General features: G+C 54.2%; 21 protein-coding genes, 4 tRNA genes and 1 riboswitch. Of the genes, 11 read left to right on the top strand and 14 right to left on the bottom strand.

From position 1 onward, the window contains the following. Nucleotides 1-14 precede the first annotated feature (14 nt). On the bottom strand, nucleotides 15-788 hold the full coding sequence (gene nudC / locus FFS28_RS16290; RefSeq protein ID WP_006176762.1) for an NAD(+) diphosphatase: 774 nt from the start codon (nucleotides 786-788) through the stop codon (nucleotides 15-17). A 95-nt stretch (nucleotides 789-883) separates the two neighbouring features. Between nudC and FFS28_RS16285 the strand changes: the two genes are divergently transcribed. The 10 genes from FFS28_RS16285 to FFS28_RS16240 all read left to right on the top strand — a co-directional run bounded on the left by FFS28_RS16285 (nucleotide 884) and on the right by FFS28_RS16240 (nucleotide 9,665). Then, entirely contained in the window at nucleotides 884-1,381 is a 498-nt protein-coding gene (locus tag FFS28_RS16285) for an Rsd/AlgQ family anti-sigma factor (protein ID WP_006176761.1), read from the top strand. 51 nt (nucleotides 1,382-1,432) lie between these two features. Further along, nucleotides 1,433-1,546: riboswitch (TPP riboswitch) on the top strand. 79 nt (nucleotides 1,547-1,625) lie between these two features. After that, entirely contained in the window at nucleotides 1,626-3,521 is a 1,896-nt protein-coding gene (gene thiC, locus FFS28_RS16280) for a phosphomethylpyrimidine synthase ThiC (RefSeq protein ID WP_137903479.1), read from the top strand. Beyond that, nucleotides 3,521-4,156: a thiamine phosphate synthase gene (gene thiE, locus FFS28_RS16275; RefSeq protein ID WP_137273557.1), complete on the top strand. Its 636-nt coding sequence runs from the start codon at nucleotides 3,521-3,523 to the stop codon at nucleotides 4,154-4,156. The genes thiC and thiE overlap by 1 nt, the downstream gene beginning before the upstream one ends. Then, nucleotides 4,149-4,904 carry a HesA/MoeB/ThiF family protein gene (locus FFS28_RS16270; RefSeq protein ID WP_137903478.1) on the top strand — a complete coding sequence of 252 codons (756 nt, stop codon included), beginning with the start codon at nucleotides 4,149-4,151 and terminating at the stop codon, nucleotides 4,902-4,904. The genes thiE and FFS28_RS16270 overlap by 8 nt, the downstream gene beginning before the upstream one ends. Continuing rightward, on the top strand, nucleotides 4,888-5,088 hold the full coding sequence (gene thiS / locus FFS28_RS16265) for a sulfur carrier protein ThiS (protein WP_006176757.1): 201 nt from the start codon (nucleotides 4,888-4,890) through the stop codon (nucleotides 5,086-5,088). Before FFS28_RS16270 ends, thiS begins: the two co-directional genes overlap by 17 nt. 1 nt (nucleotide 5,089) lies before the next feature. Continuing rightward, on the top strand, nucleotides 5,090-5,857 hold the full coding sequence (thiG, locus tag FFS28_RS16260; RefSeq protein WP_137903477.1) for a thiazole synthase: 768 nt from the start codon (nucleotides 5,090-5,092) through the stop codon (nucleotides 5,855-5,857). Continuing rightward, a complete protein-coding gene (gene thiH, locus FFS28_RS16255; protein ID WP_137903485.1) occupies nucleotides 5,857-6,990 on the top strand; it encodes a 2-iminoacetate synthase ThiH in 1,134 nt (377 codons plus the stop codon). The genes thiG and thiH overlap by 1 nt, the downstream gene beginning before the upstream one ends. 327 nt (nucleotides 6,991-7,317) lie before the next feature. After that, the gene (locus FFS28_RS16250) at nucleotides 7,318-8,859 is read left to right on the top strand and encodes a sensor domain-containing diguanylate cyclase (RefSeq protein WP_137903476.1); all 1,542 of its coding nucleotides are present in this window, start codon (nucleotides 7,318-7,320) and stop codon (nucleotides 8,857-8,859) included. A 180-nt stretch (nucleotides 8,860-9,039) separates the two neighbouring features. After that, a complete protein-coding gene (locus FFS28_RS16245; RefSeq protein ID WP_137903475.1) occupies nucleotides 9,040-9,348 on the top strand; it encodes a PTS sugar transporter subunit IIB in 309 nt (102 codons plus the stop codon). Continuing rightward, nucleotides 9,348-9,665 carry a PTS lactose/cellobiose transporter subunit IIA gene (locus FFS28_RS16240; protein ID WP_008503455.1) on the top strand — a complete coding sequence of 106 codons (318 nt, stop codon included), beginning with the start codon at nucleotides 9,348-9,350 and terminating at the stop codon, nucleotides 9,663-9,665. The genes FFS28_RS16245 and FFS28_RS16240 overlap by 1 nt, the downstream gene beginning before the upstream one ends. A gap of 115 nt (nucleotides 9,666-9,780) precedes the next feature. Here the strand turns inward: FFS28_RS16240 and rpoC are convergent, their stop codons facing one another. The 13 genes from rpoC to FFS28_RS16175 all read right to left on the bottom strand — a co-directional run bounded on the left by rpoC (nucleotide 9,781) and on the right by FFS28_RS16175 (nucleotide 23,847). Then, nucleotides 9,781-14,004: a DNA-directed RNA polymerase subunit beta' gene (gene rpoC, locus FFS28_RS16235; protein WP_137903474.1), complete on the bottom strand. Its 4,224-nt coding sequence runs from the start codon at nucleotides 14,002-14,004 to the stop codon at nucleotides 9,781-9,783. Nucleotides 14,005-14,080: 76 nt separating this feature from the next. Next, on the bottom strand, nucleotides 14,081-18,109 hold the full coding sequence (gene rpoB, locus FFS28_RS16230) for a DNA-directed RNA polymerase subunit beta (RefSeq protein WP_137903473.1): 4,029 nt from the start codon (nucleotides 18,107-18,109) through the stop codon (nucleotides 14,081-14,083). A 319-nt stretch (nucleotides 18,110-18,428) separates the two neighbouring features. Continuing rightward, entirely contained in the window at nucleotides 18,429-18,794 is a 366-nt protein-coding gene (gene rplL / locus FFS28_RS16225) for a 50S ribosomal protein L7/L12 (protein WP_006176746.1), read from the bottom strand. 66 nt (nucleotides 18,795-18,860) lie between these two features. Then, entirely contained in the window at nucleotides 18,861-19,358 is a 498-nt protein-coding gene (gene rplJ, locus FFS28_RS16220; protein ID WP_001207203.1) for a 50S ribosomal protein L10, read from the bottom strand. 292 nt (nucleotides 19,359-19,650) lie between these two features. Beyond that, nucleotides 19,651-20,355 carry a 50S ribosomal protein L1 gene (gene rplA / locus FFS28_RS16215; RefSeq protein ID WP_006176745.1) on the bottom strand — a complete coding sequence of 235 codons (705 nt, stop codon included), beginning with the start codon at nucleotides 20,353-20,355 and terminating at the stop codon, nucleotides 19,651-19,653. Between the two features lie 3 nt (nucleotides 20,356-20,358). Continuing rightward, nucleotides 20,359-20,787: a 50S ribosomal protein L11 gene (rplK, locus tag FFS28_RS16210; RefSeq protein WP_004097640.1), complete on the bottom strand. Its 429-nt coding sequence runs from the start codon at nucleotides 20,785-20,787 to the stop codon at nucleotides 20,359-20,361. A 155-nt stretch (nucleotides 20,788-20,942) separates the two neighbouring features. Next, nucleotides 20,943-21,488 carry a transcription termination/antitermination protein NusG gene (nusG, locus tag FFS28_RS16205; RefSeq protein ID WP_002438628.1) on the bottom strand — a complete coding sequence of 182 codons (546 nt, stop codon included), beginning with the start codon at nucleotides 21,486-21,488 and terminating at the stop codon, nucleotides 20,943-20,945. A gap of 1 nt (nucleotide 21,489) precedes the next feature. Continuing rightward, on the bottom strand, nucleotides 21,490-21,873 hold the full coding sequence (secE, locus tag FFS28_RS16200; RefSeq protein WP_003033128.1) for a preprotein translocase subunit SecE: 384 nt from the start codon (nucleotides 21,871-21,873) through the stop codon (nucleotides 21,490-21,492). A gap of 229 nt (nucleotides 21,874-22,102) precedes the next feature. Further along, a complete protein-coding gene (tuf, locus tag FFS28_RS16195) occupies nucleotides 22,103-23,287 on the bottom strand; it encodes an elongation factor Tu (protein ID WP_058637001.1) in 1,185 nt (394 codons plus the stop codon). Nucleotides 23,288-23,404: 117 nt separating this feature from the next. Then, nucleotides 23,405-23,480 (bottom strand) — tRNA-Thr (locus FFS28_RS16190). A 6-nt stretch (nucleotides 23,481-23,486) separates the two neighbouring features. Continuing rightward, a tRNA-Gly gene (locus FFS28_RS16185) sits at nucleotides 23,487-23,561 on the bottom strand. Between the two features lie 117 nt (nucleotides 23,562-23,678). Then, nucleotides 23,679-23,763 (bottom strand) — tRNA-Tyr (locus FFS28_RS16180). Between the two features lie 8 nt (nucleotides 23,764-23,771). After that, nucleotides 23,772-23,847, bottom strand: a tRNA-Thr gene (locus FFS28_RS16175). 316 nt (nucleotides 23,848-24,163) lie between these two features. Between FFS28_RS16175 and coaA the strand changes: the two genes are divergently transcribed. Further along, on the top strand, nucleotides 24,164-25,114 hold the full coding sequence (gene coaA / locus FFS28_RS16170; protein ID WP_137903472.1) for a type I pantothenate kinase: 951 nt from the start codon (nucleotides 24,164-24,166) through the stop codon (nucleotides 25,112-25,114). The last annotated feature ends 29 nt before the right edge of the window (nucleotides 25,115-25,143 follow it).

Raw genomic sequence — 25,143 nt, 5'->3', positions numbered from 1 at the left:
GCCTCAGTGTAACACTACTCATACTCGGCCCGACACATTGCCACGGTATCTTCTATCAGCCGACGCGCCACCGTCCCCGGCGGGGGTAACAGCGGTAAATCGTCATAGCGATACCAGTTCGCCTCCAGCAGCTCTTTTTGGTCGATAACGATCTCGCCGCTATCGTAATCCGCCATAAACGCCGTCATTAAAGACATCGGGAAGGGCCACGGCTGAGACGTCACATAGCGCAGGTTTTTCACCCTGATACTGCTCTCCTCCATGACTTCACGCGCGACCGCCTGCTCCAGCGTTTCGCCAACTTCGACGAACCCGGCCAGCACGGTATGAATGCCGTTACGATGGCGGGTATGCTGCGCCAGCAGGATGGAATCCTCGCGACGAATGGCCACAATGATGCACGGCGCAATTTGCGGGTAGTAACGTTCGCGGCAGTGGCTACAGAGCATCGCCGACTCGGTTTTGCTCGGGTGCATGGTATGGCCGCAGTAGCCGCAGAATTTATGCGAGCGGTAAAACTCCGCCAGCTGCACGCCGCGGCCCGCCAGCTGGAACAGGCCAGCGTCAAGATCGAGCACCTGACGAACCGATCCCATATCGTGGCGACGAGATTGCTGGATCAACCACACCGGATCGCCCTGCCATTCGCCGATCCTCAGCGCGGGCAAGCCGACAAGATCGAAGGTTTCCGCCGCTCCGTAAGGCAGTGTCCCGGCGGGCAACCATAACTTTTGTTCGTGACTGACGATCCACCAACCCAGATCTGATTTTTCAATAATACGATCCATATCTATTGCACTACCTTCGCTTCACTGACATGTTGTTAGCATTGTGGTTACATTTTGGATAAGCAGATTCAATTCTAAACCTTGTGGAGTCGAACATGTTAAACCAGCTAGAAAGCCTGACTGAGCGCGTTGGAGGAAGTAACAACCTGGTGGATCGCTGGCTACATGACCGCAAGCATCTCCTCGTGGCGTATTACAATCTGGTCGGTATTAAGCCTGGCAAAGAATCCTTCATGCGGCTGAATGAAAAAGCGCTGGACGATTTTTGTCAAAGCCTGGTCGACTACCTTTCCGACGGGCATTTCAATATTTATGAACGCATTGTCCGTGAAATGGAAGGCACAAATCCCTATTTAGCCGCCAGCAAACTCTGTTCGCTGCTGGAAGCCAACACCCAGCGGATCATGGCGTACTACGACTCCACGCTCGAGAACGCGATCGATCACGATAATTATCTCGAGTTCCAGCAGGCGCTGTCCGATCTCGGTGAAGCGCTGGAGGAGCGATTCACGCTGGAAGATAAGCTGATCGTACTCGTGCTGGATAATGACCTGAAGGTCAGCAACGAAGACAACATCGCGCGGCCGGCTTGAGTTCTTAATCGTTAACGAGTAATTTACATCTATCGTCCCTCTTCGGAGGGGTTTTTCTTGTCGGAGTGCCCAGCGTTTGGAAAAACGCGGGCTGAGACCGTTAATTCGGGATCCGCGGAACCTGATCAGGCTAATACCTGCGAAGGGAACAAGAGTCAAACTGCTGTTGTATCGCCTTTCGGGCGATCTCCTCTTGCTTCATCCGTCGTCTGACAAGCCATGTCCTTCACCTTTGGAATGAGCTATGTCTGCAACTAAACTGACCCGTCGCGAACAGCGCGAATACGCCCAACGCTTCATCGACACCCTGGAAGGCACCGCTTTCCCGAACTCAACACGCATTTACATCACTGGCTCTCAGGCTGATATCCGCGTCCCGATGCGCGAGATCCAGCTTAGCCCGACGCTTATCGACGGCAGCAAAGAGACGCCGCAGTTTGAAGACAACGAAGCCGTGCCGGTGTACGACACGTCCGGCCCTTACGGCGACCCGACCGTTGCGATCAACGTGCAGCAGGGTCTGGCGAAGCTGCGCCAGGCCTGGATTGATGCGCGCAACGACAGCGAAGAATTGCCCGTCCGCAGCTCGGCGTATACCAACGCGCGTCTGGCCGACGACGGTCTGGACGCGTTGCGTTTCACCGGGCTGCTGACGCCGAAGCGTGCTAAGCCAGGCAAATGCGTTACGCAGCTGCACTACGCGCGTCAGGGCATTGTCACCCCGGAGATGGAGTTTATCGCCATCCGTGAAAATATGGGGCGCGAGCGCATCCGCAGCGAGGTGTTACGCCACCAGCATCCGGGCGAAGGGTTCGGTGCTCGCCTGCCGGAAAACATCACGCCGGAATTCGTGCGTGACGAAGTGGCGGCGGGCCGGGCTATCATCCCTGCCAACATCAACCACCCGGAATCAGAGCCGATGATCATTGGCCGCAACTTCCTGGTGAAGGTTAACGCCAACATCGGTAACTCTGCGGTCACCTCGTCCATCGAAGAAGAGGTAGAGAAACTGGTCTGGTCTACGCGCTGGGGCGCGGACACGGTGATGGACCTCTCAACCGGCCGCTATATTCACGAAACCCGCGAGTGGATCCTGCGTAACAGCCCGGTGCCGATTGGCACAGTGCCCATCTATCAGGCGCTGGAGAAAGTGAACGGCATCGCGGAAAACCTCACCTGGGAAGCCTTCCGCGACACGCTGCTGGAGCAGGCCGAACAGGGCGTGGATTACTTCACCATCCACGCTGGCGTGCTGCTGCGCTACGTGCCGATGACCGCCAAACGCCTGACCGGCATCGTCTCACGCGGCGGTTCGATTATGGCGAAGTGGTGCCTGTCCCACCATCAGGAAAACTTCCTCTATGAACACTTCCGCGAAATCTGCGAAATCTGCGCCGCCTATGACGTCTCGCTCTCGCTGGGTGACGGCCTTCGTCCGGGATCGATCCGCGATGCCAACGACGAAGCGCAGTTTGCCGAACTGCATACGCTGGGCGAACTGACCAAAATCGCTTGGGAGTATGACGTGCAGGTGATGATTGAAGGTCCGGGACACGTGCCGATGCAAATGATCCGCCGTAACATGACCGAGGAGCTGGAGCACTGCCACGAAGCGCCGTTCTACACCCTAGGGCCGCTGACCACCGATATCGCACCGGGTTACGACCACTTCACCTCCGGTATTGGCGCGGCAATGATTGGCTGGTTCGGCTGCGCAATGCTGTGCTACGTCACGCCGAAAGAGCACCTTGGCTTGCCCAACAAAGAGGATGTGAAACAGGGGCTTATCACTTACAAAATTGCCGCGCACGCTGCAGACCTGGCGAAAGGCCACCCGGGGGCGCAGATCCGCGATAACGCGATGTCAAAGGCGCGCTTCGAATTCCGCTGGGAGGATCAGTTCAACCTCGCGCTCGACCCGTTCACCGCCCGCGCCTACCACGATGAAACCCTTCCCCAGGAGTCCGGGAAGGTGGCGCACTTCTGCTCCATGTGCGGCCCAAAATTCTGCTCAATGAAAATCAGCCAGGAAGTGCGGGACTACGCCGCCGCGCAGGCAATTGAAGTCGGGATGGCGGATATGTCAGAGAACTTCCGCGCCAGAGGCGGCGAAATTTACCTCAAAAAAGAGGAGGCATAATGTACCAGCCCGATTTCCCCTCCGTCCCCTTCCGGCTAGGGCTGTACCCGGTCGTGGACAGCGTCGAGTGGATTGCGCGCCTGCTGGAGGCCGGCGTGCGCACGATCCAGTTACGTATCAAAGATAAACGCGATGACGAGGTCGAGGCCGATGTGGTTGCCGCCATTGCGCTGGGGCGTCGTTACCAGGCCCGCCTGTTTATCAACGACTACTGGCAGTTGGCGGTGAAACACCAGGCCTACGGGGTTCATCTTGGTCAGGAAGATCTGGAAACCACCGATCTGAGTGCCATTCGTGACGCAGGGCTGCGCCTGGGCGTGTCGACGCATGACGATATGGAGATCGACGTGGCGCTGGCCGCCCGTCCTTCTTATATCGCTCTCGGCCACGTTTTCCCGACGCAAACCAAGCAAATGCCTTCCGCGCCGCAGGGGCTGGCGCAGCTGGCAGACCACGTTAAACGCCTGGCAGAGTATCCGACGGTCGCCATCGGCGGGATTAGCCTTGAACGCGCGCCGTCCGTTCTGGAGACCGGCGTCGGCAGCATCGCCGTCGTCAGCGCCATCACCCAGGCCAATGACTGGCGTGATGCCACCGCACAGCTCTTACGGCTGGCAGGAGCAGGCGATGAATGATCGCGATTTTATGCGCTACAGCCGCCAGATCCTGCTGGAGGATATCGCCGTTGACGGGCAGCAAAAGCTGCTCGAAAGCCGGGTGCTGATCGTCGGTCTGGGTGGATTAGGCTCGCCTGCCGCGCTTTATCTGGCGGGCGCAGGCATCGGTACGCTGGTGCTGGCGGATGACGATGATATTCACATCAGCAATCTGCAGCGGCAGATCCTGTTTAATACGGCGGATGTGGGCCAGCCTAAGGCAGATATTGCCCGCCAGCGGCTGCATCAGCTCAACCCTGATATCGAACTCATCGCGCTTCAGACGCGCCTTAGCGGTGACAGCCTGCGACGCGAGGTTGCGCTGGCTGACGTCGTGCTCGACTGCACTGACAATATGGCGACGCGCCAGGCGATTAACGCCGCCTGCGTCGCGCACAATACGCCGCTTATCACCGCCAGCGCCGTCGGTTTTGGCGGGCAGATGATGGTCCTGACGCCGCCGTGGGCGCAGGGCTGTTACCGCTGCCTGTGGCCGGACGACGCCGAGCCGGAGCGCAACTGCCGCACGGCAGGCATTACCGGCCCCGTGGTCGGGGTGATGGGAACGTTGCAGGCGCTGGAGGCGATCACGCTGCTCTGCGGCATGGAAACGCAGCGTAATACGCTGCGGCTGTTCGACGCCCGCGCCGGCGGCTGGCGTCAGCTGGCTCTCCACCACGCAGGCCAATGCCCGGTATGCGGAGGTCACAATGCGCATCCTGTTTAACGATGAGCCAATGCAGTGTGACGAGGGGCAGACCGTAGCCACACTGCTCGATAAGCTGCGTCAGCTCAGGCCGGGAACGGCGCTGGCGCTCAATCAACAGATCCTACCGCGCGAGCAGTGGGAACATCAGCAGGTGAGCGAAGGCGACCAGATCCTGCTGTTTCAGGTTATCGCGGGAGGCTGAGATGTTACGTATTGCCGATAAAACCTTTGATTCCCATCTGTTTACCGGAACCGGGAAATTTGCCTCTCCGCAGCTGATGGTAGATGCCATCCGGGAAAGCGGTAGCCAGCTGGTGACGCTGGCGTTGAAACGCGTGGATCTGCGCCATCACAGCGACGCCATTCTGGCACCTTTGCTGGACGCAGGCGTAACGCTATTACCTAATACTTCCGGCGCGAAAACGGCGGAGGAGGCCATCTTTGCCGCCCGGCTGGCGCGTGAAGCCCTGGACACTCCCTGGCTGAAGCTGGAAATTCATCCGGACGCTCGCTGGCTATTACCCGATCCCATCGAAACGCTAAAGGCGGCGGAAAAGCTGGTTCAGCAGGGCTTTACCGTCCTGCCCTACTGCGGGGCCGACCCCGTCCTGTGTAAACGTCTGGAAGAGGTTGGCTGCGCGGCCGTGATGCCGCTGGGAGCGCCTATCGGCTCCAATCAGGGGCTGGAAACCCGCGCGATGCTGGAGATCATCATTGAGCAGGCGACCGTCCCCGTTATCGTTGACGCAGGTATAGGCGTGCCGAGCCATGCCGCCCAGGCGCTGGAAATGGGAGCCGATGCGGTGCTGGTCAATACCGCAATCGCCGTGGCCGACGATCCGGTTACGATGGCTCGCGCCTTCCGCCTGGCGGTCGAAGCTGGCCTGCTGGCAAGACAGTCTGGCCCCGGTTCGCGCAGCGTTCTTGCGCAGGCCACCAGCCCGCTGACCGGTTTTCTGGAGGCGTTATGATGCCGACCTTTACCGATCGCTGGCGGCAGCTTAACTGGGATGATATTGCCCTGCGCATCAACAGCAAAACCGCGGCGGATGTCGAACGGGCATTAGCTGCCCGCCACCTGACCCGCGACGATATGATGGCCCTGCTCTCGCCGGCGGCCAGCAGTTATCTGGAGCCGATGGCGCAGCGCGCGCAGCGGCTCACCCGTCAGCGCTTTGGCAACACGGTGAGTTTTTACGTGCCGCTGTACCTCTCCAACCTGTGCGCCAATGACTGTACCTATTGTGGCTTCTCAATGAGCAACCGCATCAGGCGTAAAACGCTTGATGAGCATGAAATCGCCCGCGAATGCGCCGCCATACGGGAGATGGGTTTTGAGCACCTGCTGCTGGTCACCGGTGAGCATCAGAGCAAGGTCGGAATGGACTACTTTCGCCAGCATCTGCCCGCCATTCGCCGTGAGTTTGCGTCGCTGCAGATGGAGGTTCAGCCGCTGTCGCAGGAAGAGTATGCGGAGCTAAAAACCCTCGGTCTGGACGGCGTGATGGTTTATCAGGAAACCTATCACGAGGCGATGTATGCCCGGCATCACCTGAAAGGCAAGAAACAGGACTTTATCTTCCGGCTGGAGACGCCGGACAGGCTGGGACGCGCCGGGATCGATAAAATCGGCCTTGGGGCACTGATTGGGCTATCCGACAGCTGGCGAGTGGATTGCTACATGGTGGCGGAACATCTGCTGTGGCTCCAGCAGCACTACTGGCAGAGCCGTTACTCCATCTCGTTTCCCCGGCTGCGCCCTTGCGCGGGCGGCATTGAGCCCGCGTCGATCATGGAAGAACGCCAGCTGGTGCAAACCATCTGCGCGTTTCGCCTGCTCGCCCCGGAAGTGGAATTATCGCTCTCCACCCGGGAGGCCCCGGCGTTTCGCGATCGGGTGATACCGCTTGCGATAAACAACGTCAGCGCCTTTTCTAAAACGCAGCCGGGCGGCTATGCCGATGAACGCCCTGAACTGGAGCAGTTCGCCCCGCATGATGGCCGACGGCCGGAAGCGGTCGCGGCCGCCCTGACGGCTCAGGGGCTGCAGCCCGTCTGGAAAGACTGGGACAGCTGGCTGGGAAGAGCTTCGCAATTACGCTGAAACCCGGTGTAAACGCGAAGAAAGGTTACGAGGCGGCTCGAAAGATGATAACCGGGTGATTGTCGACCAATGCCCGGTTTTTTTATGCTTAGCGGGTCAGCAACGGACGCTGACCAGGGCGAAAGGCTTCTTCCTCGTTTCGCCCTGCCCTCTCACCCAACGCAATTCACCGCGAAAATAAAAGGCACTTTCTTATTCACACTTAAGATAAATCATCTCCATGCCCAGGCATTTCCTTATAATTGGCTGTCAGCATCCGGACAGCGACTATGCTGAGAGGATATCGATTTACGCGACGCATTCACCATCGGGATTGATGTACAGCTCATGGCACTTCACAGCACTAAACTTTCGTTTACCCGGCCGATCATGCTCAGCTTTGCGGGGATCTTGTTCAGCTTCGTGCTGATTGCGCTCTTTATCACGCTGACACAGCGCAAGAATTTCCTCGATGAGTATCATAAGATCAATGGTAATTTCACCCACAATCTTGCGGTCAACTACACCGAATCCATCCTGCGCGAAAACGATCATATTCTGGGTACCGCCACGACCTTTTTCGCCCGCAATAACCGGCTGAATGAGACGCTAAGCACCCATCCTGAAGAGGGGCTGCAGGTACTGATGCACCTTCAGAACCTGATGCCGAGCGTATCGTCGATCTCACTTGCAGATACAGAGGGGCACTATCTGCGTGCGCCAGAAGTGCTGCCGACCGATAAAAGCAAAACGTTTGATGCACGTACCCGCCCGTGGTTTGTCGCCCAGGCCGAGGCCAGCTCCTTCAGCAATTACACGCATCCGTACAGGGACTACTTCACCGACCATCCCACGGTCACCGTTTACAGGCCGGTCATTTCACCGGAAGGCCGTTTGAAAGGCACCCTGGCGTTTCATCTCGATCTGACCTCAATGGGTTACACCCTGCGCCAGATGGTTGCCCCTGTTCAGGGCGAGTTCTTCGTCGTTGAACGCGATGGCGCGGTGGTGCTTCACCCGGACACGGGCGCGCTCTTTAAGCGGTACGTCAGCGAAGCGCTGATGGATAAAATGACCAGCGGTGAAGGGCACATTTACGATCAAAAAAGTAATGCCTGGTACTACTATTACTCCTTTACCAACCCTGACTGGTTTGTGATCTACCGGGTATCTGACGCGACGCTTGCCGATATTACCCGCCACGAGACAGCGCTCATCAGCTGGGGTTTCGCGCTGGCCGCCATTATCATTGTGCTGTTCGGGCTCTATCTGCGCCATGCTTCCCGCACCGTTCTGATGAATATTATCAACGCCATTAAAACCGGCGACGTGAGCCAGGCGCCTCGCCTTGAATCCATGCTCAGCCACACCATTCAGTCAAACAAAGAACGCGAGCTGGCCTACGTCCGACAGGCCACCCACGATGCGCTGACGGGCTGTAAGAATCGCCGCGCTTTCGATAACGATATGGCAGAGCTGATGAATAACCATCAGCCTTTCGCGCTGGCGCTGGTGGATATCGATAATTTTAAATCGATCAACGACACCTGGGGTCATCTGAGCGGCGATATCGTCCTGCGCAACGTCGCGCGTGAAGGCCTGCAGGTGATGCAGCCGCACAGCGTTTCCGTTTATCGTTACGGCGGAGAAGAGTTCGCGGTGATCTTCCAGGCCGAACGGTCCGAAGCCTCCCGGCAGTTACTGGAGGCGTGGCGTAGCGCCGTTGAACAGCGCGAGTGGCGGGAAGACAACCTGCATGTCACCTTCAGCGCCGGGCTGGGTGAGTGGCAGTTCGAACCGCTGGAACAGTTTGTTGGCCGTGTCGATGCCGCCCTGTATCAGGCCAAACAGCAGGGCAAAAACCGCATTTTGCTTACCTCAGAGATCTAATTTCCACCTCCCTCATTCGCCCGTTTCGGCGGGCAGAATTGCCGTTCATGTAAAATTGTAACCGGTTTCATAAAAATACCGATTTCTTTGTGATGCCAGACACACAATCGCGGTAAAGCGGTTGTTGAAGCCCACTGCACGGGATAATTATCAATAAACACATGTAGATCGAGGCTGACTATGAAGAACATCGTTTTATGCTGTGCAGCGGGAATGTCAACCAGCATGCTGGTTCAACGTATGAAAGATGCCGCAGTGAAAAAAGGGGTTGAAGTAACCATTAAAGCCGTTCCGGTCGCGGAATTTAAGGACAATATCGCAACGGCTGACATCGTATTACTGGGGCCACAGGTGAAATACGAGCAGGCAAAACTTCAGGCGCAGGCCGACCCGCTGGGTAAAAAGGTCGCGGTTATCGACATGATGGATTACGGCATGATGAAAGGCGATGTCGTGCTGGAAAAAGCGCTCAAGCTGCTGGAGTCATAATGGAAGACTTAGAAACAACGATCATGGAACTGCTGGTCAACGCAGGCGCGGCGCGTAGCGCTGCCCTGACGGCATTACAGATGGCACGCAAAGGTGAATTTGACGAAGCCGAAAAGGCAATGGAGGAGTCGCGCGAATACGTTAAGCACGCGCACACCATCCAGACCCAGCTCATTGGCCTTGATGAAGGTACCGGAAAACTGCCGGTTAACCTGATCACCGTTCACTCTCAGGATCACCTGATGAATGCGATGGTCATTCAGGATCTGGCGGGCGATATGATTGAGCTTTATCGACGTATCCCGTTGGTAAACTAAGAACCTACAGATGTAAAAAAACCCGCCGAGGCGGGTTTTTTATTGTCGGGTAACGCTACGCTTACCCGACCTCCGTGGTACATGCCCGGTAATGTTCGCCGCCGGGCATCAACGATTACTCGTTGTCAGAACCACCCAGACCTGCGTTCAGCAGTTCTGCCAGGCTCGCGGATGCATCTTCTGCAGTAACCTGCGGTGCAGCTGGCAGTTCGCCTGCCGCACGACGACGCATACGATCCTGGTGGTACGCATAACCGGTACCGGCCGGGATCAGACGACCCACGATAACGTTCTCTTTCAGACCGCGCAGTTCATCACGTTTACCCGCAACAGCCGCTTCGGTCAGGACACGCGTGGTTTCCTGGAACGATGCTGCAGAGATGAAGGACTCGGTTGCCAGAGACGCTTTGGTGATACCCAGCAGATCGCGTGCGTAAGTCGCACCGATTTTGCCGTTCGCTTCCAGATCGCGGTTAGCGATCTTCACGCGAGAGTATTCAACCTGCTCGCCTTCCAGGAAGTCGGAGCTGCCCGCGTTTTCGATGGTTGCTTTACGCAGCATCTGACGAACGATAACTTCGATGTGCTTATCGTTAATCTTAACGCCTTGCAGACGGTAAACGTCCTGTACTTCGTTGGTGATGTAACGCGTTACCGCGTGTACGCCACGAAGACGCAGAATGTCGTGCGGTGCTTCTGGACCATCGGAAACAACATCACCACGTTCTACACGTTCACCTTCGAACACGTTGAGCTGACGCCATTTTGGAATCATCTCTTCGTACGGTTCGCTGCCATCTACTGGGGTGATAACCAGACGACGTTTCCCTTTGGTCTCTTTACCGAAGGAAATGATACCGCTGATTTCAGCCAGGATTGCCGGCTCTTTCGGACGACGTGCTTCGAACAGATCCGCAACGCGTGGCAGACCACCGGTGATGTCCTTGGTACCGCTGGATTCCTGTGGAATACGCGCCAGAGCATCACCCGCACCGATCTGAATACCATCTTCCAGCTGAACGATCGCTTTACCCGGCAGGAAGTACTGCGCAGGCATATCGGTACCTGGGATCAGAACGTCGTTACCCTGAGCATCAACGATTTTCAGTGCAGGACGCAGATCTTTACCACCGGCAGTACGCTCAGCAGAATCCAGAACTACCAGAGAAGACAGACCGGTCAGCTCGTCGGTCTGACGAGTAATGGTCTGGCCGTCGATCATGTCAGTGAAGCGGATGAAACCACTTACTTCGGTGATAACCGGCATGGTGTGTGGATCCCAGTTTGCAACGGTTTCACCGCCGGCAACCTGCTCGCCATCACCTTTCGCCATAACCGCACCGTAAGGCACTTTATAGCTCTCTTTGGTACGACCGAATTCGTCGATCAGCTTCAGCTCGGTGTTACGTGAGGTGACAACCAGCTTGCCTGCAGAGTTAACAACAGACTTCGCGTTGCTGAGCTTGATGCTACCTTTGTTTTTCACCTGGATGCTGGATTCAGCAGCCGCACGAGATGCCGCACCACCGATGTGGAACGTACGCATCGTCAGCTGTGTACCCGGCTCACCGATGGACTGTGCCGCGATAACGCCGATTGCTTCACCTTTGTTGATGATGTGGCCACGCGCCAGGTCACGACCATAGCAGTGTGCACATACACCAAAGTCGGTGTCACAGGATACAACGGAACGCACTTTCACGGAGTCAACAGAGTTCGCTTCCAGCAGGTCACACCAGTGCTCGTGCAGCAGCGTGTTGCGTGGAACCAGAATGTCTGCGGTACCCGGCTTCAGAATGTCTTCCGCGGTAACACGACCCAGTACGCGATCGCGCAGCGGCTCTTTAACATCACCACCCTCGATAACCGGGGTCATGGTGATACCTTCGAGGGTGCCACAATCGTCTTCAGTAACAACCAGATCCTGTGCAACGTCAACCAGACGACGCGTCAGATAACCGGAGTTCGCTGTTTTCAGTGCGGTATCCGCCAGACCTTTACGCGCACCGTGGGTGGAGATGAAGTACTGGAGTACGTTCAGACCTTCACGGAAGTTCGCGGTGATTGGCGTTTCGATGATGGAGCCATCTGGCTTCGCCATCAGACCACGCATACCTGCCAGCTGACGAATCTGTGCTGCAGAACCACGCGCACCGGAGTCGGCCATCATGTAGATGCTGTTGAAGGAAACCTGCTGCTCTTCGACGCCGTCACGGTTAATCACGGTTTCGGTTTGCAGGTTATCCATCATCGCTTTGGATACACGATCGTTCGCCGCTGCCCAGATATCGATAACTTTGTTGTAGCGTTCGCCCGCGGTGACCAGACCAGACTGGAACTGCTCCTGGATCTCAGCAACTTCGGCTTCCGCTTCAGAGATGATCTCGTGTTTCTTCTCTGGGATAACCATGTCATCGATACCAACAGAGGCACCTGAACGCGCTGCATAAGCAAAGCCGGTGTACATCGTCTGGTCAGCGAAGATTACAGTCGGCTTCAGACCCAAAATGCGGTAACAGGTATTCAGCATTTTGGAGATCGCTTTCTTGCCCAGCGCCTGGTTGACGATGGAGAAAGGCAGACCTTTCGGTACGATCATCCACAGAATCGCACGGCCAACGGTCGTGTCTTTGATGCTGGTTTTCGCAACGAACTCGCCGTTTTCATCTTTTTCATATTCGGTGATACGCACTTTAACGCGCGCATGCAGAGAGGCCAGGCCAGCGCGATAAATACGCTCAGCTTCTTTCGGGCCAGTCAGCACCATGCCTTCGCCTTTGGCGTTAACACAGTCACGGGTCATGTAGTACAGACCCAATACAACGTCCTGAGAAGGAACAATGATTGGCTCACCGTTCGCTGGAGACAGGATGTTGTTGGTAGACATCATCAGCGCACGCGCTTCCAGCTGGGCTTCCAGCGTCAGCGGTACGTGAACAGCCATCTGGTCACCATCGAAGTCGGCGTTATAGGCCGCACAAACCAGCGGGTGCAGCTGGATAGCTTTACCTTCGATCAGTACTGGCTCAAATGCCTGGATACCCAGACGGTGCAGGGTTGGTGCACGGTTCAGCAGTACCGGGTGTTCGCGGATTACTTCGTCCAGGATATCCCAAACGACAGCTTCTTCACGCTCAACCATTTTCTTAGCGGCTTTGATGGTGGTGGCGAGGCCACGCAGCTCCAGCTTGCCGTAGATGAACGGTTTGAACAGCTCCAGTGCCATTTTCTTCGGCAGACCGCACTGATGCAGACGCAGGTATGGACCTACGGTGATAACAGAACGACCGGAGTAGTCAACACGCTTACCGAGCAGGTTCTGACGGAAACGACCCTGCTTACCTTTGATCATGTCGGCCAAAGATTTCAGAGGACGTTTGTTAGAACCGGTGATCGCACGACCGCGACGACCGTTATCCAGCAGGGCATCGACCGCTTCCTGCAGCATACGTTTTTCGTTACGTACGATGATGTCAGGCGCAGCCAGATCCAGCAGGCGTTTCAGACGGTTGTTACGGTTAATAACGCGACGATACAGATCGTTCAGGTCAGACGTCGCGAAACGACCACCATCAAGCGGAACCAGTGGACGCAGATCTGGCGGCAGAACCGGCAGAACGGTCAGGATCATCCACTCTGGCTTGTTACCAGACTGAACGAACGCTTCCAGCAGTTTGATACGCTTGGTCAGCTTTTTACGCTTGGTTTCGGAGTTAGTTTCGTTCAGCTCTTCACGCAGCTGCTCGCACTCTTGCTCCAGATCCATGCTCTTCAGCAGGGCCTGAATAGCTTCCGCACCCATCTTCGCGTCGAATTCGTCACCGAACTCTTCCAGCGCGTCCAGATACTGTTCTTCGGTCAGAATCTGGTGACGTTCCAGGTTCGTCATCCCGCCTTCGATAACCACATAAGATTCGAAGTACAGAACACGTTCGATATCGCGCAGCGGCATATCCAGCAGCAGACCGATACGGGACGGCAGAGATTTCAGGAACCAGATGTGCGCCGTTGGAGACGCCAGCTCGATGTGGCCCATGCGTTCACGACGCACTTTGGTCTGGGTCACTTCAACGCCGCACTTCTCACAGATCACACCACGGTGTTTCAGGCGCTTGTACTTACCGCACAGGCACTCGTAGTCTTTTACTGGCCCGAAAATACGCGCACAGAAAAGGCCGTCACGCTCAGGCTTGAACGTACGGTAGTTGATGGTTTCCGGCTTTTTGACTTCACCGAAAGACCATGAACGGATCATGTCTGGCGAAGCCAGAGCAATTTTGATCGCATCAAACTCTTCGGTTTTAGTCTGCGCTTTCAGAAACTTTAATAAATCTTTCACGGATTTGCTCCCGTCGGAGTTAGCACAATCTGGTGTCGGGGATTAACCCGACACCAGTGACCTGTTTGAGCGAGAATTACTCGTCTTCCAGTTCGATGTTGATACCCAGCGAACGAATCTCTTTCAACAGTACGTTGAAGGATTCTGGCATGCCCGGCTCCATCTGATGGTTGCCGTCCACGATGTTTTTATACATCTTGGTACGACCGTTCACGTCATCAGACTTAACGGTAAGCATTTCCTGCAGGGTGTATGCTGCGCCGTATGCTTCCAGCGCCCACACTTCCATCTCACCAAAGCGCTGACCACCGAACTGTGCCTTACCACCCAGCGGCTGCTGAGTAACCAGGCTGTAAGAACCGGTGGAACGAGCGTGCATCTTGTCATCGACCAGGTGGTTCAGTTTCAGCATGTACATGTAACCGACGGTTACCTGACGCTCAAACTGTTCACCGGTACGACCATCAAACAGCGTAATCTGACCGGAAGACGGCAGACCACCCAGTTGCAGCAGCTCTTTGATTTCAGATTCTTTCGCACCGTCGAAGACTGGCGTTGCGATTGGCATACCTTTTTTCAGGTTCTCGGCCAGACGCAGCACTTCGTCATCGCTGAAGGTATTCAGGTCGACTTTCTGGCGAACGTCGGTACCCAGATCGTAGGCACGCTGGATGAATTCGCGCAGTTTTGCGACTTCTTCCTGCTGCTTCAGCATGGCGTTGATCTTATCGCCGATACCTTTCGCAGCCATACCCAGGTGGGTTTCCAGAATCTGACCGATGTTCATACGAGACGGTACGCCCAGTGGGTTCAGTACGATATCTACCGGCGTACCGTTAGCATCGTGCGGCATATCTTCGATCGGGTTGATCTTAGAAATAACACCCTTGTTACCGTGACGACCTGCCATCTTATCACCAGGCTGGATCTGACGTTTAACGGCCAGATACACCTTAACAATCTTCAGCACGCCTGGTGCCAGATCGTCGCCCTGAGTGATTTTACGGCGTTTCGCTTCGAGTTTTTTCTCGAACTCGTGTTTCAGTTCGTCATACTGCTCAGCCAGCTGTTCCAGCTGATTCTGTTTCTCTTCGTCGGTCAGGCCCAGTTCCAGCCAGCGATCGCGTGGCAGTTTGTCGAGCTTCTCAGCTTCGATGCCACCGGCAACGAGTACCGCATAGATACGGCTGAACAGACCTGCTTCGAGGATCTGCAGTTCTTCAGACAGGTCTTTTTTCGCCTGCTTGAGCTGCATCTCTTCGATTTCCAGCGCACGTTTATCTTTTTCAACGCCATCACGAGTGAAGACCTGAACGTCGATAACCGTACCGGATACACCGTTTGGTACGCGCAAAGAAGAGTCTTTAACGTCAGACGCTTTCTCACCGAAGATTGCACGCAGCAGTTTTTCTTCTGGCGTCAGCTGGGTTTCACCTTTTGGCGTAACCTTACCAACCAGAATGTCGCCGCCGGTCACTTCCGCACCGATGTAAACAATACCGGATTCATCCAGCTTGGAGAGCGCAGCTTCACCCACGTTAGGGATGTCAGCGGTGATCTCTTCTGGCCCCAGCTTGGTGTCACGGGACACACACGCCAGTTCCTGAATGTGGATGGTGGTGAAACGATCTTCCTGAACCACACGCTCGGAGACGAGGATGGAGTCTTCGAAGTTGTAACCGTTCCACGGCATGAACGCTACACGCATGTTCTGACCGAGCGCCAGTTCACCGAGGTCGGTGGACGGACCGTCTGCCAGCACGTCGCCGCGCTCAACTGGCTCACCCAGAGACACGCATGGCATCTGGTTGATACAGGTGTTCTGGTTAGAACGGGTGTATTTGGTCAGGTTATAAATGTCGATACCTGCTTCGCCCGGGTACATCTCGTCTTCGTTAACTTTAATAACGATACGGGAAGCATCCACGTACTGAACGGTACCGCCACGTTTAGCAACCGCAGTTACACCGGAGTCAACGGCAACAGCACGTTCCATACCGGTACCAACCAGCGGCTTATCAGCGCGCAGCGTTGGAACGGCCTGACGTTGCATGTTCGCACCCATCAATGCACGGTTGGCGTCATCGTGTTCCAGGAACGGGATCAGGGACGCACCGACGGAGACCACCTGCTGGGTGGAAACGTCCATGTAGTCAACCTGGTCACGGCTGAACAGGCTGGATTCGCCTTTGCTACGACAGGTAACGAGATCTTCTACAAAGTGGCCTTCGTCATCCAGGTTGGAGTTCGCCTGAGCGATAACGTAGTTGCCTTCTTCGATAGCAGACAGGTAATGAATTTCGTCGGTTACAACACCGTCAGTCACTTTACGGTACGGAGTCTCGAGGAAACCGTATTCGTTAGTCTGTGCGTACACGGACAGGGAGTTGATGAGACCGATGTTTGGACCTTCAGGCGTTTCGATTGGACATACGCGACCGTAGTGCGTCGGGTGTACGTCTCGAACTTCGAAGCCTGCACGTTCACGGGTCAGACCGCCTGGGCCGAGTGCAGAGATACGACGCTTGTGCGTAATCTCAGACAGCGGGTTGTTCTGGTCCATAAACTGAGACAGCTGGCTGGAACCGAAGAACTCTTTCACGGCTGCAGAAATCGGCTTGGCGTTGATCATATCCTGAGGCATCAGGGTATCCAGATCGCCCAGAGACAGACGCTCTTTCACCGCACGCTCTACACGTACCAGGCCAACGCGGAACTGGTTTTCCGCCATTTCGCCTACGGAACGGATACGACGGTTGCCGAGGTGGTCGATATCATCCACTTCGCCTTTGCCGTTACGGATATCGATGAGCTTCTTCATCACTTCGATGATGTCGTCTTTGCTCAGGATTCCGGAACCTTCGATTTCTTCACGCAGCAGAGAACGGTTGAACTTCATACGACCTACCGCAGACAGATCGTAGCGGTCTTCGGAGAAGAACAGGTTCTCAAACAGGCTTTCAGCTGCTTCACGAGTTGGTGGCTCACCAGGGCGCATCATGCGGTAGATTTCTACCAGCGCGCTCAGACGATCGGTCGTTGGGTCGACGCGAATGGTCTCAGAGATATACGCACCGTGGTCCAGATCGTTGGTGAACAGCGTTTCGATACGTTTGTGACCAGACTGGCTCAGCTTAGCCAGCAGATCCAGGCTCAGCTCCATGTTAGCCGGGCAGATCAGCTCGCCAGTTGACTCGTCAACGTAATCTTTCGCGGATACTTTTCCTGCAATGTATTCAACCGGTACTTCGATGAGTTTGATATCATCTTTTTCCAGCTGACGAATATGGCGCGCAGTAATACGGCGACCTTTTTCCACATACACTTTGCCGTCGGCTTCGATGTCGAACGACGCGGTCTCACCACGCAGACGTTCCGGCACCAGCTCCATCTGCAGCTTGTTGTCGCGGATTTCAAAGATCACTTTCTCGAAGAACAGGTCCAGGATCTGTTCAGTCGTATATTGCAGCGCACGCAGGATGATGGTTGCAGGCAGTTTACGACGACGGTCGATACGGACAAACAGGTTGTCTTTCGGATCGAACTCAAAGTCCAGCCATGAACCACGGTAAGGGATGATGCGTGCGTTATACAGTACTTTACCGGAAGAGTGTGTTTTACCTTTATCGCTGTCGAAGAAAACGCCCGGGCTACGATGCAGCTGGGAAACGATAACACGCTCAGTACCGTTGATAACGAAAGTACCGTTGTCCGTCATGAGTGGAATTTCACCCATGTAGACTTCTTGTTCTTTAATGTCTTTTACGGTGCCTTCCGGCGCTTCGCGCTCGTAGATCACCAGACGCAGTTTTACGCGCAGCGGTGCGGAATAGGTCACGCCACGGATCTGACATTCCTGAACGTCAAACACCGGTTCGCCAAGGCGATAGCTGACGTACTGCAGCTCGGAATTACCGCTGTAGCTCTGAATTGGGAACACGGAGCGGAAGGCTGCTTCCAGGCCGTACTGCCCTTCAGGATCTTGCTCGATAAACTTCTGGAACGAGTCAAGCTGGATAGAAAGGAGATAAGGTATGTCCAGAACTTGTGGACGTTTACCAAAATCCTTACGAATACGTTTTTTCTCGGTATAGGAGTAAACCATAGGGTTCCTCAGCTCGCTGACAAGTCGACGCATCTGTCCGACGAAGGGACAGTTTGTGCAACACCATTTTGTGGACCGGAAAATTGAATACTTTCCGCAATACCTGTTGCTATCACGCTTAAATCATTTCGTCGCGATTTACACAGAGCGAGCACCCTGTCGCAATATATTAAGTCGTCGATAGAAACATGCATTGTCAGGACAACCAGCAGTCAAACAGTGTGAAATGCTGCTGATGCCTTACAGCGCAAAAAGGCTGGTGACTAAAAAGTCACCAGCCATCAGCCTAATGACTTAGGCTGCAACCAGAAAAGTTGGCTTATTTAACTTCAACTTCAGCGCCAGCTTCTTCCAGAGATTTTTTCAGTGCTTCTGCGTCATCTTTGCTCACGCCTTCTTTCAGCGCAGCTGGAGCAGATTCTACCAGGTCTTTAGCTTCTTTCAGACCCAGGCCAGTTGCGCCACGTACTGCTTTGATAACAGCAACTTTGTTAGCGCCTGCAGCTTTCAGAATTACGTCGAATTCAGTTTTTTCTTCAGCAGCTTCAGCCGGGCCAGCAGCTACAGCTACAGCAGCAGCAGCGGAAACACCGAATTTTTCTTCCATTGCAGAGATCAGTTCTACAACGTCCATTACGGACATAGCTGCAACTGCTTCAATGATTTGATCTTTAGTGATAGACATTTAAATTGTTCCTGAAAATCAGAATAAGTTTATACGTAAGCAAATGCTTTATAAAGATAACTGCTATTAAGCAGCTTCTTTCGCATCGCGAACAGCAGCCAGAGTGCGAACCAGTTTGCCAGCCGAAGCTTCTTTCATGGTTGCCATCAGGCGTGCAATTGCTTCTTCGTAGGTCGGCAGGGTTGCCAGGCGATCGATTTGCGATGCCGGGATCAACTCACCTTCAAAGGCTGCAGCTTTGACCTCAAATTTTGCATTCGCTTTCGCGAACTCTTTGAACAGACGAGCAGCAGCGCCCGGGTGTTCCATAGAGTATGCAATCAGGGTCGGACCAACAAACGTGTCTTTCAGGCACTCAAACTGAGTACCTTCAACGACGCGACGCAGCAGGGTGTTACGAACAACACGCATGTATACGCCAGCTTCACGACCTGCTTTACGCAGTTCAGTCATTTTGTCTACAGTAACGCCACGGGAATCCGCAACTACTGCAGACAGCGCGCCTTTGGCTACTTCGCTGACTTCAGCAACAATCGCTTGTTTGTCTTGAAGATTTAAAGCCATTAGCTTTGCTCCTGGATGTTTGCCGGAACTCATGTTCCGGAACTCACTTCACTCTCCCAAACGGAAAGAGCGTCTTAATACGGTGAGCAGAAACAAGCCAGAGTATTCAAAAAATAATCTTAGCGTTCTGTCACCGTCTACGCAGGGGATTAAGTTTCTTACGAAACACCTGCGGTCTTCGACGGAGGCCTGGATAGGCCAGGCTCCAACGAACAAATCTTTTTAGCCGCTAACTTTCGTTAGCAAACGTGGGGGTAAGATTGTAGACAAAATCACCGCCCACGTAAAGGCATTAGTTTGCAGCAGCGCTCAGGCCAGCCTGGTCAACTGCAACACCTGCACCCATGGTGGTGGAGATGCTAACTTTCTTGATGTACACGCCTTTCGCCTGAGTTGGTTTTGCTTTTTTCAGCGCAACCAGCAGAGATTCCAGGTTTTCTTTCAGTTTGTCAGCGTCAAAGTCCACTTTACCGATGGTGGTGTGGATGATGCCGTTTTTGTCGTTACGATAACGAACCTGACCTGCTTTAGCGTTCTTAACCGCTTCAGCAACGTTAGGGGTTACAGTACCAACTTTCGGGTTTGGCATCAGGCCGCGTGGACCCAGAACCTGGCCCAGCTGGCCAACAACGCGCATTGCATCTGGAGAAGCAATAACAACGTCAAAGTTCATTTCGCCTTTCTTGATCTGATCAGCCAGATCTTCCATACCTACCAGTTCAGCGCCGGCAGCTTTAGCAGCTTCAGCGTTTGCACCCTGAGCAAATACAGCTACGCGAACGGAACGGCCAGTACCGTGTGGCAGTACAGTTGCGCCACGAACGTTCTGATCGGATTTACGAGCGTCGATGCCCAGGTTAACGGCAACGTCAACGCTTTCAACGAACTTAGCGGTAGCCAGTTCTTTCAGCAGAGCGATAGCTTCGTTGATGTCGTACTGTTTGGTCGCATCAACTTTGTCACGGATCACGGACATGCGCTTGGTCAGTTTAGCCATTTCTTAGTCCTCCACTACCAGGCCCATGGAACGTGCAGTACCTTCAATGGAGCGAGTCATCGCTTCAATGTCGGAACCAGTCATGTCGGCAGCTTTAGTCTGCGCGATTTCCTGCAGCTGAGCGCGGGAAATTTTACCGACTTTGTCTTTGTTCGGCTTACCGGAACCAGACTTGATGCCCGCTGCTTTCTTCAGCAGAACTGCTGCTGGAGGGGTTTTGGTAACGAAAGTGAAAGAACGGTCAGCGTAAACAGTGATTACGACTGGGATTGGCAGACCTTTTTCCAGGGATTCGGTTTTGGCGTTGAACGCTTTACAGAATTCCATGATGTTCACACCTTGCTGACCCAGAGCTGGACCAACTGGTGGACTTGGGTTCGCCATACCAGCTGCAACCTGCAGCTTGACGTAGGCTTGTACTTTCTTAGCCATTCTAAAATCCTCTGATTGGGTAATAACGCCTCAAAAAGGCTCCCCGTGAATAAAAATCGTTTTACGGGCCAGGCCCATAAAAACAAAAGGCGCGAAATTGTATTCCAATCTCGCGCCCTGTGCAACGATTAAATCGCCGCTTTTTTGATCGCTGCTTAGGCTTTTTCTACCTGGGCAAAGTCCAGCTCTACCGGGGTCGCACGACCAAAGATAGACACAGAAACTTTCAGGCGGGACTTCTCGTAGTCGACTTCTTCAACCACGCCGTTAAAGTCAGCAAACGGACCATCACTAACACGAACCATCTCACCCGGTTCAAACAGCGTTTTAGGACGCGGCTTATCACCCACCTGCTGCAGGCGGTTCATAATCGCATCAACTTCTTTATCGCTGATTGGCGCCGGACGGTCGGACGTGCCGCCGATAAAGCCCATCACGCGTGGTACGCTGCGCACCAGGTGCCAGCTCGCGTCGTTCATAACCATTTGAACCAGCACGTAACCCGGGAAGAATTTACGCTCGCTTTTGCGACGTTGGCCGCCACGGATCTCAACCACTTCTTCGGTTGGAACCATAACTTCGCCAAATAACTCTTCCATGTTGTGTAATTTGATATGCTCACGCAGCGACGTTGCTACGCGGCCTTCAAAACCGGAAAACGCCTGAACGACGTACCAGCGCTTTTTAGGGGCTTCAGACATCTCAGAACCTCAGGCCAGTGATAAAGGATACCAGGCGAACCAGAATACCATCCAGTCCCCACAGGATCAGTGACATTACAGCGGTAACCGCCGCTACAATCAGCGTGGTGTGCAATGTTTCCTGGCGAGTCGGCCAAATTACCTTGCGGACTTCAGTACGCGCTTCGCGAGCAAAAGCAACGGTCGCTTTGCCTTTCGTTGTCAACAGCGCGACACCACCCGCTGCAGCAATCAGAATTACCACTGCAAGCGCGCGGAGCGGCAGCATCATGTCACGATAAAGATAGTTGCCAACAATCGCTACGAGAAGCAGCACGGCAACAACTACCCATTTCATCGCTTCCAGGCCGCGCCCGCTTCCTTGAGCTTCGGTATTCGCACTCATAAACCAACCTGTCAGAAGTATTCTACAAACATTTTCACCCCGCGATCGCGAGGCAAACCAAATCGAAACGCATATTCGCTTTTCGGATTATACGCTCTCTGCAGAGCCTGTCTCAGCAATGATTATGACAAAAATAATCACTGATGAGCCAGGTTCTGATGTGAAAGCGTGCAAAAAGGGCATCAAATGATGCCCTTTTATTGCGCATTGCGTCAAATGTTATCAGCAATTAGCCGAGAACTTTAGCAACAACGCCCGCGCCAACGGTACGGCCGCCTTCACGGATTGCGAAACGCAGACCGTCGTCCATCGCGATTGGGTGGATCAGCGTCACAACCATCTTGATGTTGTCGCCTGGCATTACCATCTCTACGCCTTCTGGCAGTTCGATGGTACCGGTCACGTCAGTTGTACGGAAGTAGAACTGTGGACGGTAGCCTTTGAAGAACGGAGTATGACGGCCGCCTTCGTCTTTGGACAGGATGTACACTTCAGATTCGAACTTGGTGTGTGGCTTGATTGAGCCTGGCTTCGCCAGAACCTGACCACGTTCGATTTCTTCGCGTTTGATACCACGCAGCAGAACACCAACGTTCTCACCAGCACGGCCTTCGTCCAGCAGTTTGCGGAACATTTCAACGCCAGTACAGGTAGATTTCGCAGTATCTTTGATACCAACGATTTCAACTTCTTCACCAACTTTGATGATACCGCGCTCTACACGACCGGTAACAACGGTACCACGACCGGAGATGGAGAATACGTCTTCGATTGGCAGCAGGAATGGCTTGTCAATCGCACGCTCTGGTTCTGGGATGTAAGAATCCAGGAAGCCAGCCAGTTCGATGATTTTTGCTTCCCACTCTGCTTCGCCTTCCAGCGCTTTCAGCGCGGAACCACGAACGATTGGGGTGTCGTCGCCTGGGAAATCGTACTGAGACAGCAGTTCACGAACTTCCATCTCTACCAGTTCCAGCAGCTCTTCGTCATCAACCATGTCGCACTTGTTCAGGAACACGATGATGTAAGGAACGCCTACCTGACGACCCAGCAGGATGTGCTCACGAGTCTGAGGCATTGGGCCGTCAGTCGCAGCAACAACCAGGATCGCGCCGTCCATCTGCGCAGCACCGGTGATCATGTTTTTAACATAGTCGGCGTGGCCTGGGCAGTCTACGTGTGCGTAGTGGCGAGTCGGGGTGTCATACTCAACGTGGGACGTGTTGATGGTGATACCACGCGCTTTTTCTTCTGGTGCGTTATCGATCTGGTCGAATGCGCGAGCAGCACCGCCGTAGGTCTTAGCCAGTACGGTAGTGATTGCAGCGGTCAGCGTTGTTTTACCATGGTCAACGTGGCCGATAGTACCGACGTTAACGTGCGGTTTTGTACGTTCAAACTTTTCTTTAGACATCGATTGTCCCTCTAAGACACGGATAAATCGGTGATATCACCACATCAACCAGGCGAAATGCCTGAACTGTTGAATACATTTACATTGAAACAGAGAGAAAAGGGAGGAGAAGTGAAGTGGTGCTGATACCCAGAGTCGAACTGGGGACCTCACCCTTACCAAGGGTGCGCTCTACCAACTGAGCCATATCAGCACGTATTGGAGCGGGCAGCGGGAATCGAACCCGCATCATCAGCTTGGAAGGCTGAGGTAATAGCCATTATACGATGCCCGCATCCTGAAACTCGGCTACCCAGTTCTTTCTGTAACAAAAAAAGAGATTTCTCTCTTTTTAAGTTCGAGCTGGTCAATTTTTCCAACCAGCTCCGGCGGCATATTCGCTGCCAGAAAGTGGTGGTGGGGGAAGGATTCGAACCTTCGAAGTCTGTGACGGCAGATTTACAGTCTGCTCCCTTTGGCCGCTCGGGAACCCCACCGGACTTGATGGTGCCGACTACCGGAATCGAACTGGTGACCTACTGATTACAAGTCAGTTGCTCTACCTACTGAGCTAAGTCGGCATCAAGTAGCGCGCATTCTATGGAGACCTGCGCAGTCATGCAACTAAAAAATTGCATAAAACGTTCTTTCGCTCACATTTTATTCGAAAGTAGCGTCGAGTGCTGTAAAATCATTCACTCGCGAACAAAAAATCAGCGGAAACCCCCGTTTTGCCCTGCGTTACTCTGGCGTGATGGCTCCCGCGTAACGCACCGCTTTCCCATATTTTTTCTTATTATTCCTGTCATCTGGTGTTAACCTCCTGCCCATTGTCCAAAATTAACTATGTGATGAGCCGTTACGCGCCGGTCTGTGGCGGTTCACAGAAGCATGCTTATGAGCAAAAAAGAGCAAACGTTAATGACGCCTTATCTTCAGTTTAACCGCAGCCAGTGGGCTGCCCTGCGTGACTCCGTCCCCATGACGCTGACGGAAGGCGAAATCGCACGGTTAAAAGGGATAAACGAAGATCTCTCCCTGGAAGAGGTGGCAGAGATCTATCTTCCCCTCTCTCGCTTGCTTAACTTCTATATAAGCTCCAACCTGCGCCGTCAGGCGGTGCTGGAGCAGTTCCTCGGAACCAATGGCCAACGCATTCCTTATATCATCAGCATTGCGGGCAGCGTGGCGGTAGGTAAAAGCACCACTGCGCGCGTATTGCAGGCGCTGCTGAGCCGCTGGCCGGAACACCGCAGCGTGGAGCTGATCACCACCGATGGCTTCCTGCACCCGAATGAGGTGTTAAAAGAGCGCGGTCTGATGAAGAAGAAAGGCTTCCCGCTCTCCTATGATATGCACCGGCTGGTGAAATTCGTCTCTGATCTGAAATCGGGCGCGCCGAACGTGACCGCGCCGGTCTATTCGCATTTAATCTATGACCGCATCCCGGACGGCGACAAAACGGTAGTGCAGCCGGATATCCTGATCCTCGAAGGGTTAAACGTGCTGCAAAGCGGGATGGATTATCCTCACGACCCGCATCACGTATTCGTTTCTGACTTCGTGGACTTCTCTATCTATGTCGATGCGCCGGAAGATTTGCTGCAAAGCTGGTATATCAACCGCTTCCTGAAGTTCCGTGAAGGGGCGTTCACCGATCCTGATTCTTACTTCCATAACTACGCGCATCTCTCTAAAGAAGAGGCTATTAAGGTCGCGACGGGGCTGTGGAATGAGATCAACTACGTGAACCTCAAAGAGAACATCCTGCCAACGCGCGAGCGCGCCAGCCTGATCCTCACCAAGAGTGAGAAACACGCTGTCGACCAGATCCGGTTGCGGAAGTAATCTTTCAGGTATAAAAAAACCGGCTCAGT

Source organism: Enterobacter sp. 2VL (genome assembly GCF_005503595.1).
GTDB classification, from domain to species: Bacteria; Pseudomonadota; Gammaproteobacteria; order Enterobacterales; family Enterobacteriaceae; genus Enterobacter; species Enterobacter cancerogenus.
The sequence above is the reverse complement of the archived record's forward strand: the minus strand, read 5'-3'. Positions and strand labels throughout refer to the sequence as shown.

Coding starts and splice junctions, on each gene's coding strand:
- nusG (WP_002438628.1), bottom strand. CDS start 21,488: ATGTCTGAAGCCCCTAAAAAGCGCTGGTACGTCGTTCAGGCGTTTTCC.
- thiS (WP_006176757.1), top strand. CDS start 4,888: ATGCGCATCCTGTTTAACGATGAGCCAATGCAGTGTGACGAGGGGCAG.
- FFS28_RS16245 (WP_137903475.1), top strand. CDS start 9,040: ATGAAGAACATCGTTTTATGCTGTGCAGCGGGAATGTCAACCAGCATG.
- tuf (WP_058637001.1), bottom strand. CDS start 23,287: ATGTCTAAAGAAAAGTTTGAACGTACAAAACCGCACGTTAACGTCGGT.
- FFS28_RS16240 (WP_008503455.1), top strand. CDS start 9,348: ATGGAAGACTTAGAAACAACGATCATGGAACTGCTGGTCAACGCAGGC.
- FFS28_RS16250 (WP_137903476.1), top strand. CDS start 7,318: ATGGCACTTCACAGCACTAAACTTTCGTTTACCCGGCCGATCATGCTC.
- FFS28_RS16285 (WP_006176761.1), top strand. CDS start 884: ATGTTAAACCAGCTAGAAAGCCTGACTGAGCGCGTTGGAGGAAGTAAC.
- thiC (WP_137903479.1), top strand. CDS start 1,626: ATGTCTGCAACTAAACTGACCCGTCGCGAACAGCGCGAATACGCCCAA.
- rplK (WP_004097640.1), bottom strand. CDS start 20,787: ATGGCTAAGAAAGTACAAGCCTACGTCAAGCTGCAGGTTGCAGCTGGT.
- secE (WP_003033128.1), bottom strand. CDS start 21,873: ATGAGTGCGAATACCGAAGCTCAAGGAAGCGGGCGCGGCCTGGAAGCG.
- nudC (WP_006176762.1), bottom strand. CDS start 788: ATGGATCGTATTATTGAAAAATCAGATCTGGGTTGGTGGATCGTCAGT.
- coaA (WP_137903472.1), top strand. CDS start 24,164: ATGAGCAAAAAAGAGCAAACGTTAATGACGCCTTATCTTCAGTTTAAC.
- FFS28_RS16270 (WP_137903478.1), top strand. CDS start 4,149: ATGAATGATCGCGATTTTATGCGCTACAGCCGCCAGATCCTGCTGGAG.
- rplA (WP_006176745.1), bottom strand. CDS start 20,355: ATGGCTAAACTGACCAAGCGCATGTCCGTGATCCGTGACAAAGTTGAT.
- rplJ (WP_001207203.1), bottom strand. CDS start 19,358: ATGGCTTTAAATCTTCAAGACAAACAAGCGATTGTTGCTGAAGTCAGC.
- thiH (WP_137903485.1), top strand. CDS start 5,857: ATGCCGACCTTTACCGATCGCTGGCGGCAGCTTAACTGGGATGATATT.
- thiG (WP_137903477.1), top strand. CDS start 5,090: ATGTTACGTATTGCCGATAAAACCTTTGATTCCCATCTGTTTACCGGA.
- rpoB (WP_137903473.1), bottom strand. CDS start 18,109: ATGGTTTACTCCTATACCGAGAAAAAACGTATTCGTAAGGATTTTGGT.
- thiE (WP_137273557.1), top strand. CDS start 3,521: ATGTACCAGCCCGATTTCCCCTCCGTCCCCTTCCGGCTAGGGCTGTAC.
- rplL (WP_006176746.1), bottom strand. CDS start 18,794: ATGTCTATCACTAAAGATCAAATCATTGAAGCAGTTGCAGCTATGTCC.